Origin of the sequence: Pseudomonas sp. Je.1.5.c (genome assembly GCF_051129895.1) — a bacterium.
Classification (GTDB): Bacteria; Pseudomonadota; Gammaproteobacteria; order Pseudomonadales; family Pseudomonadaceae; genus Aquipseudomonas; species Aquipseudomonas urmiensis.
Genome location: NZ_JBCPSP010000048.1, coordinates 21,403 through 32,580, shown reverse-complemented (window position 1 = coordinate 32,580; position 11,178 = coordinate 21,403). Strand labels below are relative to the sequence as shown.

Here is an 11,178-nt window from a genome sequence, read left to right as displayed (position 1 = left end):
GGGCAAGCCCGCTCCCACGCGATTTCCAAGATGAATGTCGTCTGCGTGGGAGCGGGCTTGCCCCGCGATAGGGCCGCTCCTGCTAGTCAGCTCAGCACATGGTCCACCGGCACCAACGCCGGTGGCAGCGGCTCATGCCCCAGCGCTGACAGCACATCGCGCTCGATCGTGCGCACCATGGCATCGGTCGGCAGGTCGTTCTCATCGCGGCCAAACGGATCTTCCAGCTCGTTGCCAATCGCATCCAGGCCAAAGAACGTGTAGCTGACGATGGTGGTGAACAATGGCGCCAGCCAGCCCAGCGGTTCGGCCAGAGCAAACGGCAGCAACAAACAGAAGATGTAGATGGTTCGGTGCAGCAGCAAGGTGTAGGGGAAGGGCAGCGGCGTACCTTTGATCCGCTCGCAGGTCGCCTGGACCTCCGACAACCCAACCAGCCGCTGCTCAAGCAGGGTGTAGCGCCACTCACTGATCTGCTGGCGCTGCGCCAAGTCCGAACAGTGCTGGCCCAGCTCGCGCAGGATCCCATCACAGACATTGTGCGAACTGATCGCACTCGACTCGGCCAGCCATGGCCGCGCAGCACTGAGCGGATCTTCATTGCGCAGCCCGGCATTGAGCGCATGGGCAAAGCCACACAAGCTGCGCAGCAGCTCTGCACGCAGCCGCTGATCGGTAATTGCCGTGCTTTCGCGCACGAACGAGCGCATCTCGATGATCATCCTGCCCCAGGCCTTGCGCCCCTCCCACCAGCGGTCATAGCAGGCGTTGTTGCGAAAGCTCATGAAGATCGACAGCGACAGGCCAAGCAAGGTGAACGGCGTGGCGCTGACCGGCGAGAAGCGTTCCGGATAATGCCGCTCAACCAGCACGATCAGCGCCGCCAGCAAGGTTACCAGCAGGCAGCGCAAGGCGATGCGTTTGACGATCGAGCCCTTGAGGGTGAACAGCACACGCAGCACATCGGGGCGGGAGTGGACGATCATGGCAATCCAGAGGCGGCCGATCAGCCGCCGGTCATGTTCATGAAGCGCAGGATCTGTACCTCGCCGCCGACCTCGAAGTGGTGACGGTAAGGCTTGAGGTGCACGGCCTCACGGATGGCGTTCTCCAACCGTTGGCTATCGCCCGGATGGGCACGCAGGACTTGCTTGAGGTCCATCGAATGCTCGTTGCCCAGGCACAGCAGCAAGCGCCCTTCGACGGTCAGGCGCACGCGATTGCAGGTGGCGCAGAAGTTGTGGCTGTGCGGCGAGATGAATCCGACCCGGGTCTGCGGCGCCTCGGCCAGGCGCCAGTAACGGGCTGGCCCTTGGGAGGACTCGGCCGATTCGATCAGGGTGAAGTGCTCGGCCAAAAGCTCGCGCACTTCGTCGCTGGAGCAGTAGGATTCGCCGCGTTGATGCTCGCTGATCACCCCGAGCGGCATTTCTTCGATAAAGGAGATATCCAGCTCGCGGTCGATGGCAAAGCGCACCAGGTCGACGATTTCATCGTCGTTGCGGCCCTTGAGCACCACGCAGTTGAGCTTGGTGCGGCGAAAGCCTGCCTGGCGTGCAGCGTCGATGCCGGCGATCACCTGGGCCAGGTCGCCGGTGCGGGTGAGTTGGCGGAAACGCGCGCTGTCGAGGCTGTCGAGGCTGATGTTCAGGCGGCTGACGCCGGCGTCGAACAAAGGCTGCGCGAGTCGGCCCAGTTGCGAGCCGTTGCTGGTCAGGCACAGCTCACGCAGGCCGGGAAGGGCAGCGATACGTGCGCACAGTTCGACGATGCCCTGGCGCACCAGCGGCTCGCCACCGGTCAGGCGGATCTTGCGGGTACCGAGGGCGACGAAGCGCTCGGCCACTTGGTACAGCTCTTCGAGGCTGAGGATCTGCTGGCGCGGCAAGAACTGCATGTCTTCGGCCATGCAGTACACGCAACGGAAGTCGCAACGGTCGGTGACCGACATCCGCAGGTAGTCGATTCTTCGGTTGAAGCCGTCGATCAGGGCCTGGCCGTTGGGTTCCACATTCGCGCTCTGAGTAAGAGGGGGTTAGGTCCAAGCTATAACCTGCGCCGGGCTGCGTCAAATTGCTTTGCCCTCTCACATGATCAATCTCCTCTATCACTGCCGCAGGCCTCGATTGGCAAGGGCTGTAGGCCATGATCGACAGGGCTTATCGTGCTGTAAGACATTTCGATTGGACGCACCAGGGGCGGCCTTCTTAGGCTGGAAAAAACATCGGGCGACTCGATCCGGTGAACCATTCGATGCCCCGCGTGAGGATCTACCGCATGAGCCAAGACCAACACATCAGGGACTACAAGGGCCCGGCCGCCGGCTGGGGTGCGCTCAAGAGCGTGACCAAGAGCTGGCTGGGCAGTGAAAACGCCTTCAAGAACCTGCGGGCCATGCTCAAGACCAACCAGAACGGGGGCTTCGACTGCCCAGGCTGCGCCTGGGGCGAGTCGCCGGAAAGCGACATGGTCAAGTTCTGCGAAAACGGCGCCAAGGCGGTCAACTGGGAGGCCACCGGCCGCTCGGTGGACCCGGCGTTCTTCGCCAAGTACAGCGTCAGCGCCCTGGCCGAGCAGAGCGACTATTGGCTCGAATACCAGGGCCGCCTGACCCACCCGATGCGCTACGACGCCGCCACCGATCATTACGTAGAGACCAGCTGGGACGAGGCCTTCGCCCTGATCGCCAAGCACCTTAAAGCGCTCGCTTCGCCCGATGAAGCCGAGTTCTACACCTCAGGTCGGGCCAGCAACGAAGCGGCGTTTCTCTATCAGCTGTTCGTCCGCGCCTATGGCACCAATAATTTCCCCGACTGCTCGAACATGTGCCATGAAGCCAGTGGCGTGGGCATGGGCAGCACGCTGGGGGTGGGCAAGGGCACGGTGGTGTTCCATGACCTGGAACTGGCCGATGCGATCTTCGTGATTGGCCAGAACCCTGGCACCAATCACCCGCGCATGCTCGAACCGTTGCGCGAGGCGGTTCGCCGCGGCGCGCAGGTGGTGTGTTTCAACCCGCTCAAGGAGCGCGGCCTGGAGCGTTTCCAGCACCCGCAGCACCCATTCGAGATGCTCAGCAATGGCTCTGAACCCACCAATACCGCCTACTTCCGCCCAGCGCTGGGCGGTGACATGGCGGCCATGCGCGGTATCGCCAAGTTCCTCTTGCAGTGGGAGCGCGAGGCCCAGGCCAATGGCCAGCCAGCGGTGTTCGACCATGCCTTCATCGCCGAGCACACCGATGGCATCGACGACTACCTGGCGGCGGTCGATGCTACCTCGTGGGCGCATATCGTCGAACAGTCTGGCCTGACCCTGGCCGAGATCGAGCTGGCTGCGCGCATGTACCGCAAGGCTGAGCGGGTGATCATGTGCTGGGCCATGGGCGTTACCCAGCATCGCCACTCGGTGCCGACCGTGCAGGAGCTGGTCAACCTGCAACTGCTGCGCGGCAACGTCGGCAAGCCGGGGGCCGGCCTGTCGCCAGTGCGCGGTCACAGCAACGTGCAGGGCGACCGCACCATGGGCATCGACGAGAAGCCCAAGGCATCACTGCTCGACGCCCTGGAAAAACGCTTCCAGTTCAAGGTGCCGCGTGAGCATGGGCATAACGCCGTGCTGGCGATCCAGGCGATGGAGCAGGGCCGGGCCAAGGTGTTCATCGGCCTGGGCGGCAACTTCGCCCAAGCCACCCCCGATACCCCACGCACTCACGAGGCGCTGCGCAAGTGTGCGCTGACCGTGCAGATTTCCACCAAGCTCAACCGCTCGCACCTGGTGACCGGGCGGGACGCGCTGATCCTGCCGTGCCTGGGCCGGACCGAGATCGACCTGCAAGCCAACGGCCCGCAAGGAGTGACGGTGGAAGACACCTTCAGCATGGTGCACATCTCCCACGGCCAGCTCAAAGCGCGCTCGCCGCACATGCGTTCGGAGCCGGCGATCATTGCCGGGATGGCCCAGGCGACCTTGGGCAAGCACCCCATCGACTGGGAGTACGCCATCGCCGATTACAGCCGGATCCGCAGCATGATCGCCGATGTGATCCCGGGTTTTGCCCAGTTCAATCAGCGCCTTGAGCAACCCGGCGGCTTCCATCTGGGCAACAGTGCGGCCGAGCGCACCTGGCGCACCTCTACGGGCACCGCGCGCTTTACCGCCAGCGCCCTGCCTGAGCACCTGGTCAACGCCCAGGTGCTGGCACGCGGGGATAAACCCGATCTGATCTTGCAGACCTTGCGCTCGCACGATCAGTACAACACCACGCTGTATGGCCTGGATGATCGCTATCGCGGGGTGTTTGGCCTGCGCGAAGTGGTGTTCGTCAACGAAGCCGACATCCGCCGCCTGGGCTTCGAGCCTGGCGAGCAGGTGGACATGGTTTCGCTCTGGGAGGACGGCCGTGAACGGCGGGTTAGTGGCTTTCGCCTGGTGGCGTTCGATGTGCCCGAGGGGCAGGCGGCGGCGTATTACCCGGAGACCAATCCGCTGGTGCCGTTGGAGAGCTATGGCGAAGGAACGTACACGCCGACCTCCAAGTTCGTGGCGATTCGTTTGGAGAAAGCCAAGCAGGGCAATCGGATCGGGCTGGTCGCTGCTGATTGATGGCGCCAATACCGGCCACTTCGCGGGCAAGTTGCAGCGGCGGTGCGCCCCTGCAACTTGCCCAGATTTCAGCGATGAACCGGATAAGCCGTGGTGTACTTCATCTGCTCCATGGCAAAACTCGAGGTGATGTTCGACAGCCCATCGGTGCTGGTAATCAGCTTCTTGTAGAAGCGGTCATAGGCTGCGATATCGCCCACCACCACACGCAGCATGTAGTCCCAATCCCCCGACATGCGATAAAACTCCATCACCTCCTCGAAGCTGCTCACCGTCGCGGCAAACTGCTCGAGCCAGGCGCTGTCGTGGCGTTGGGTCTTGAGCTGGACGAACACGGTCAGGCCCAGCCCCAGGCGCTCAGGGTCGAGCAGGGCGACGCGGCCACGGATGTAGCCTTCGTCTTCCAGGCGCTTGACCCGCTTCCAGCAGGGGGTGGTGGTGAGGTTGACCGCTTCGGCCAAGTCCTTGAGGGAAATCGATGCGTCGCGCTGGAGCAGGGTGAGGATGTGCTGGTCGAAACTGTCCATATCGGCGGGCGGCTATCAGCAGAAAAATATCCTCCACATTAGCTCAGCCAGAGCTTCCAGAAAACACCATCGGCTTATCCGCGCAAAGGAAAATTCCCCGCTCGGCCTGGGCGCGTTGGATATGCGATAGTGGCGCACTTCACTTCTTTCCCAGTCAATGGACCCGACCATGTCCGACAAGCCGCGTAATTTCGCCACTCGCACCATTCATGCTGGCGAGCAATCCAGCGTTGCCGACAACGCCATCTTCCCGCCGATCTACACCGCCAGCTCGTACATCAAGCGCGGCCTGGACGATAACCCCGAGTACGCCTACAGCCGCGTCGCCAACCCGACCCGGCATGCCTATGAAACCTGCGTCGCCGCTCTGGAAGAAGGGGTTGGCGCGGTGGCGTGCGCCTCGGGTGTGAGCGCCACCGCCACAGTGCTGGAGCTGCTCTCCAAGGACGCTCACGTGGTGGTGATGAACGGCGTCTATGGCGGCACCTTCCGCCTGCTTGAAGACTACCGTGGGCGCACCTCGGGGCTGACCACCAGCTATGTCGACCTCAATGACCTGGAGGCCGTCGCTGCCGCAATTCGCCCAGAAACCCAGCTGATCTGGATCGAGTCGCCGACCAACCCGCTGCTGCACCTGGTCGATATCCAGGCGGTGTGCACGCTGGCCCGCGAGCGCGGCATTCTGACCTGCATCGACAACACCTTCTGCTCGCCCTGGAACCAGCAGCCAATCACCCTGGGCGTGGACTTGGTGATGCATTCGGCGAGCAAGTACATTGGCGGTCACTCCGACCTGACCGGTGGCGTGGTGGTCGCGGCCAACCAGGAGCTGCTCGGGCGCCTGCGCAAGATCAGCATGGCGGTGGGCGCGATCCAGGGCCCGTTCGATTGCTACCTGGCCCTGCGCGGGCTGAAGACCCTCGATGTGCGTATGGAGCGCCAGAGCGCCAACGCCCTGCGTGTAGCGCAGTTCCTTGAGGCGCATCCACAGGTCGAACAGGTGTATTACCCAGGCCTTGAGAGCCATCCGCAACACGCGCTGAGCAAGCGCCAGATGCGCACCGGTGGTGCGGTGGTGGCCATGCGCATCAAGGGTGATCGGGCGGCGGTCAATCGCCTGGTCGAAGCGCTGTCGATCTTTGTCCTGGCCGACTCCCTGGGTGGGGTGGAAAGCATGATCAACCACTCCTGGAGCATGTCGCACAACTCCCTGAGCCCTGAGCAGAAAGGGCTGATGGGGATCGGCGAAAACCTGCTGCGGCTGTCGGTGGGGATCGAGGATTACCGGGATCTGATCGAGGATCTGGATGTGGCCCTGAAGGCGTCTGCGTAAGCGCCTGACAGAGCCATCGCGGGGCAAGCCCGCTGCCACGTCGAACTCGTCGCGAGTAGCAGGTGGCAGCAGGTGTGCCCGGCGATGTTTGGTTGTGCCCGAGTCAGGATTTGGGCGGATGGATAATTCGTTCGATCTTGTCCTTGATCAGCAACCTTTCCTTGCGTAGCCGGTTGACGGCCTCGTCTGCGGTGCCGTTGCCTTCGGCGGCCACCACCTCTTTGTCCTTGCCGTTGTATTCCTTGTGCAGCTTGTGCAGCGCCGGGTCCTTGTCGATCAGGGCCTGGAAGGCATCAGCAGTAATGTGCAAGTCAGCGAGCAGATCATGCGGTACGGGCATTTCTTCACCTCTGTTCAGGGTTAGCGAAAGGTGTTGAACCCTGAGGATAGTCGCCTTTGCCGCGCTGGGGGAGTGGGGTAGGCTGTCGCTTCTGCCCGCGAACCGGAAACCCCTGCCATGCCGCACTTGAACCTGGAATACAGCGATAACCTGCCTGAGCTGAAGGTCGATGTACTGCTGTTGCGCCTAAACAACGCCTTGTTGGCCAGCGGCCAATTTGCCGATGAGCTGGATATCAAGAGCCGTGCCCAGGCCTTCGCCAACTACCAGGTAGGCACCTCGCTGGCCGCGCGAGCGTTTGCCCATGTGCGCCTGGCGATCCTCAGCGGGCGCACCGAAGCGGTCAAGAAACAACTGAGCGCGCATCTGCTGGAGGTGCTGCGCGAGGCCATCCCGGCGCAGCCCGGCCTGGATATCCAGTTGTGCGTGGAAGTGCTGGATATCGAGCGTGAGCCGTATGCCAAACTTCACCTGCCTGGCTAAACCTGGCGCAGGCACGGCAATGGTCGCCAGGTTTCGCGTGCAGGGCCCACGGCGTATATACTGCGCGCCAATGATTGTGGGAGAGCCTCGTGGCCATCGAAATACACTGGATCTGTGACGACCAAAGCCTGGCCGAGCACTGCCGGACCTGGCGCGAACTGCCCTTCGTAGCGCTCGATACCGAATTCATGCGGGTCGACACCTTTTATCCGAAAGCCGGCCTGCTGCAGATCGGCGATGGCAACAAGGCCTTTCTGATCGATCCGTTGCTGATCGGCAACTGGCAGCCGCTGGCCGAGCTGCTCGAAGACAGCGCTGTGGTCAAGGTCGTGCACGCCTGTAGCGAAGACCTCGAAGTGCTGCTGCGCCTGACCGGCAAGCTGCCCCAGCCGCTGTTCGACACGCAACTGGCCGCGGCCTATCTGAACATTGGCTTCTCGATGGGCTATTCGCGCCTGGTGCAGGAAGTGCTCGGGCTCGACCTGCCCAAGGGCGAGACTCGCTCCGACTGGTTGCAGCGCCCACTGTCGGAGACTCAGGTCAGCTACGCCGCCGAAGATGCCGTGCACCTGGCCGAGCTGTTCAGCGAGCTGCGCCCGAAACTGTCGGACGACAAATACGCCTGGGTGCTGGAAGACGGCGCCGAGCTGGTCGCGCAGATGCGCCGCGAGGTCGAACCCCAGACCCTCTACCGCGACGTCAAGCTGGCCTGGAAACTGTCGCGCCAGCAACTGGCGGTGCTGCGTGAGCTGTGCGCCTGGCGCGAGCGCGAGGCGCGCAGCCGCGACCTGCCGCGCAACCGCGTGCTGCGTGAGCATTCGCTGTGGCCGATGGCCAAGACCCAGCCCGACAACCTCTCGGCGCTGGCCAAGATCGATGACATGCACCCGCGTACCATCCGCCAGGACGGCGAGTTCCTGCTCAAGCTGATCAAGCAGGCCGGCAGCGTGCCCGCCGAGCAGTATCCACAAGCCTTGCCCGAACCCCTGCCAATCGAAGCCTCTGGCATCCTCAAGCGCCTGCGTGCGGTTGGCCAGGCCGAAGGCGAGCGGTTGGGCATCGCCCCCGAGCTGATGCTGCGCAAAAAGACCCTCGAAGCCCTGCTCAAGAGCGGCTACCCCAACGGTCCCTATCAATTGCCTGATTCGCTGCGCGGCTGGCGTCGCGAGCGGATGGGCCAGGCCCTGCTGGATGATCTGGCAGGTGCCGGAGAAGCCTGATGAAACGTATCTGTTCGATCTACAAAAGCCCGCGCAAGAACGAAATGTACCTCTACGTGCTCAAGGCCGATGGCCTGGAGCGTGTTCCCGACGGCCTGCTACCGTTTTTCGGCACCCCGATCCACGCCTTCGACCTGGTGCTCAGCCCAGAGCGCAAGCTGGCCCGCGAGGATATCGCCAAGGTGCTCGAGAACCTTGAGAACCAGGGTTATCACTTGCAGATGCCGCCCGCTGAAGACGAGTACATCGAGCACCTGCCCGAAGAGCTGCTGCGCCGCAACGACCCGGTCTGATTCCGGCCTGCGGCTAACCCTCTGCCAAGCGGCCCGCCAGTCGGGCCGCGTTTAGTTGTCTGCCAAGGTTGTTTTTCAAGATGCGCGTTCTGATCGCTGAACAGGATCATGCCAACTACGCTCGCCTGTTGGCTGAAGCGGCCCCGGACCTGCAGGTGGTGACCAGCGGTGACTCCGCCGAACTGGCCCGCCTGGCGCCCGACAGCCCCGTGTGGCTGGGGCAGCCTGACCTGCTCGCCAGCCTGCTGCGCCAGGGCCATAAGCCGCAATGGGTGCAATCGACCTGGGCCGGCATCACCCCGTTGTTGGCTGACGGCCTGCCACGTGATTACCGCCTGACCCGCGCCGTGGGGATTTTTGGCCAGGTCATGGCCGAATACATGCTGACCTACATGCTCGGCCATGAGCGCGATGTGCTGTCGCGGCTGGTCAGCCAGGTCGAGCGGCGTTGGGACGACCGCCCGGGGCGCACCTTGGAGGGGCGTCAGGTGCTGATCGTCGGAACCGGTGATATCGGTCAACGTGTTGCCGAGTTCTTGCTGCCATTTGGCGTGGTACTGCGCGGCGTTGCCAGCAGTGCCCGGGAGCAGGCGCCGTTCATTGAAGTGGCGGGGTTGGATCAGTTACCGCGCATGGTCGAACAAGCGGACTATGTGCTCAACCTGCTGCCCGATACACCCGCGACCCATGATCTGTACGACGCTGCGCTGTTCAAGCGCTTCAAGCCCAGCGCGCTGTTCATCAACGCCGGGCGCGGGGTGGCGGTGGTCGATGGCGACCTGGTCGAGGCGCTCAAGGAAGGGCATCTGGCAGGCGCGGTGATCGATGTCTGCCGTCAGGAGCCATTGCCCCAGCGCCACCCGTTCTGGACCGCCTGGGGCTTGCTGTTGACCGGGCACAGCTCGGCGCCCACCTCGCCAGCGGCGATGGTGCGTTTGTTCGTCGAGAATGCACGGGCGTATGCGGCGGGGCAGGGCTTGCGTGGGGAAGTGGATTTTCTGCGCGGGTACTGAGCTTGACTGCTGTGCCGGCCTCATCGCGGGGCAAGCCCGCTCCCACGCTCGTATGAGCTGCGCCCCAGATGTTGGACACCCATCCATCATCTGGGGCGTAGCTGAGTATCTCGTGGGAGCGGGCTTGCCCCGCGATGAGGCCGGCACAGGCGATAAACCTATTACAAGCTGAAATCACCCTCAGCCGCCAACTCGCTCAACGGCCGGCGCGGGCTCGGCACTTCGCGCGCCTGTAGCGCCTCGGCCAGAGTGGCCTTGTCGCCCAGCTTGCCGATCGCAACCATGGCATGCAGGTCATAGCCCTCGGGGATCTTCAGCTCCTTGCGCGCCAGCTCCTGGTCGAACCCGGCCATGCCGTGGGTGTGCCAGCCACTGATGCTCGCTTGCAGGGCCAGGTGGCCCCAGGCGGAACCGGTGTCGAAGGTGTGCCACAGCGCCGGTTTGTCATCGAAGCTGGTCTTGGAGATGATCAGCACCAATGCCGAAGCCTGCTGGGCCCAGCTACGGTTGAACGGCACCAGCAGTTCCAGGTAGCGCTCCCAGTTGGGGGTGTCGCGCCGCGCATAAAGGAAGCGCCATGGCTGCGAGTTGTACGCCGACGGCGCCCAGCGCGCCGCTTCCAGGAAGCTCAGCAGAATGTCTTCGCTGATCGGCTCGGCGGTAAACGCGCGCGGCGACCAGCGGTTGATGAACTGCTCGTTGATGGCGTAATCGGCAATGCGGGGATTGGCGCTCATGGTGGCTCCTGCAAGGTAGGGAAAGACCAGAAGCGCACGCTACTGCGTCCAGCAGGTACTGACAAGCGGTCTGGCTTTGCCCAAGGCCAGGCTCTAGACTGGCGCCGCCGCGCGCCGTGAATGAAGAATCAATGCAGGAAACCGTGTGATGATGCCGCAAACCGCGCCCTTCTGGCGGCGCAAGACCCTCGAACAGCTCGATGCGCAGGAGTGGGAATCGCTCTGTGACGGCTGCGGCATGTGCTGCCTGCAAAAGCTCGAGGATGAGGACGACAACAGCGTCTACTACACGCGTATCGCCTGCAAGCTGCTCGATCTCGACAGCTGCCAGTGCAGCGACTATCCCAACCGCTTTGCCCAGGTGCCTGACTGCATCCAGCTCACCCCTGGCAAGGCCGATCAGTTCAAATGGTTGCCGCCCACTTGCGGCTATCGCCTGGTCAGTGAAGGCAAGGATCTGCCTGCCTGGCACCACCTGGTCTGCGGTGACCGCAAGCAGGTGCATGAGCAGCGTATCTCCCAGTCCGGACGTATGCTCAGTGAGAACGATGTGGATGAAGACGACTGGGAAGACCACCTGATTTTCCGCGCCGGCTGAGCCCCGGTCTTTCGCCTCTGCTGAACAAG

The 11,178-nt window shown here is 63.2% G+C and carries 12 protein-coding genes; 7 read left to right on the top strand and 5 right to left on the bottom strand.

Features of this window, described 5'->3' with window-relative positions:
• Positions 1-86 precede the first annotated feature (86 nt).
• On the bottom strand, positions 87-986 hold the full coding sequence (locus AAZU54_RS24065) for a bestrophin family protein (RefSeq protein WP_434727751.1): 900 nt from the start codon (positions 984-986) through the stop codon (positions 87-89).
• Between the two features lie 20 nt (positions 987-1,006).
• A complete protein-coding gene (gene moaA / locus AAZU54_RS24060; protein WP_186555309.1) occupies positions 1,007-2,011 on the bottom strand; it encodes a GTP 3',8-cyclase MoaA in 1,005 nt (334 codons plus the stop codon).
• Positions 2,012-2,277: 266 nt separating this feature from the next.
• Between moaA and AAZU54_RS24055 the strand changes: the two genes are divergently transcribed.
• Positions 2,278-4,605, top strand: a complete 2,328-nt coding sequence (locus AAZU54_RS24055; protein WP_434727750.1) for an FdhF/YdeP family oxidoreductase — start codon at positions 2,278-2,280, stop codon at positions 4,603-4,605.
• Positions 4,606-4,673: 68 nt separating this feature from the next.
• On the opposite strand, the gene AAZU54_RS24050 is transcribed toward AAZU54_RS24055, so the two are convergent.
• A complete protein-coding gene (locus AAZU54_RS24050; RefSeq protein ID WP_186555307.1) occupies positions 4,674-5,132 on the bottom strand; it encodes an Lrp/AsnC family transcriptional regulator in 459 nt (152 codons plus the stop codon).
• Positions 5,133-5,289: 157 nt separating this feature from the next.
• Between AAZU54_RS24050 and AAZU54_RS24045 the strand changes: the two genes are divergently transcribed.
• On the top strand, positions 5,290-6,465 hold the full coding sequence (locus AAZU54_RS24045) for a trans-sulfuration enzyme family protein (RefSeq protein WP_186555306.1): 1,176 nt from the start codon (positions 5,290-5,292) through the stop codon (positions 6,463-6,465).
• A 103-nt stretch (positions 6,466-6,568) separates the two neighbouring features.
• Here AAZU54_RS24045 and AAZU54_RS24040 read toward each other — a convergent pair whose 3' ends face one another.
• Positions 6,569-6,805 carry a YdcH family protein gene (locus AAZU54_RS24040; RefSeq protein ID WP_186555305.1) on the bottom strand — a complete coding sequence of 79 codons (237 nt, stop codon included), beginning with the start codon at positions 6,803-6,805 and terminating at the stop codon, positions 6,569-6,571.
• A gap of 117 nt (positions 6,806-6,922) precedes the next feature.
• Between AAZU54_RS24040 and AAZU54_RS24035 the strand changes: the two genes are divergently transcribed.
• The 4 genes from AAZU54_RS24035 (at position 6,923) to AAZU54_RS24020 (ending at position 9,814) form a co-directional block, all read left to right on the top strand.
• Positions 6,923-7,288 carry a 5-carboxymethyl-2-hydroxymuconate Delta-isomerase gene (locus AAZU54_RS24035; protein ID WP_186555304.1) on the top strand — a complete coding sequence of 122 codons (366 nt, stop codon included), beginning with the start codon at positions 6,923-6,925 and terminating at the stop codon, positions 7,286-7,288.
• An 89-nt stretch (positions 7,289-7,377) separates the two neighbouring features.
• The gene (rnd, locus tag AAZU54_RS24030) at positions 7,378-8,508 is read left to right on the top strand and encodes a ribonuclease D (protein WP_186555303.1); all 1,131 of its coding nucleotides are present in this window, start codon (positions 7,378-7,380) and stop codon (positions 8,506-8,508) included.
• The gene (locus AAZU54_RS24025) at positions 8,508-8,801 is read left to right on the top strand and encodes a YcgL domain-containing protein (protein WP_186555302.1); all 294 of its coding nucleotides are present in this window, start codon (positions 8,508-8,510) and stop codon (positions 8,799-8,801) included. The genes rnd and AAZU54_RS24025 overlap by 1 nt, the downstream gene beginning before the upstream one ends.
• An 80-nt stretch (positions 8,802-8,881) precedes the next feature.
• Entirely contained in the window at positions 8,882-9,814 is a 933-nt protein-coding gene (locus AAZU54_RS24020; RefSeq protein ID WP_405129673.1) for a D-2-hydroxyacid dehydrogenase, read from the top strand.
• A gap of 161 nt (positions 9,815-9,975) precedes the next feature.
• Here AAZU54_RS24020 and AAZU54_RS24015 read toward each other — a convergent pair whose 3' ends face one another.
• Positions 9,976-10,551 (bottom strand): nitroreductase family protein, encoded by a 576-nt coding sequence (locus AAZU54_RS24015; protein WP_186555300.1) that lies wholly within the window; start codon positions 10,549-10,551, stop codon positions 9,976-9,978.
• A gap of 148 nt (positions 10,552-10,699) precedes the next feature.
• Here AAZU54_RS24015 and AAZU54_RS24010 point away from each other — a divergent pair, with 148 nt between their 5' ends.
• Positions 10,700-11,149, top strand: coding sequence for a YcgN family cysteine cluster protein (locus tag AAZU54_RS24010; RefSeq protein WP_186555299.1), 450 nt, complete (start codon positions 10,700-10,702; stop codon positions 11,147-11,149).
• Positions 11,150-11,178 lie beyond the last annotated feature (29 nt).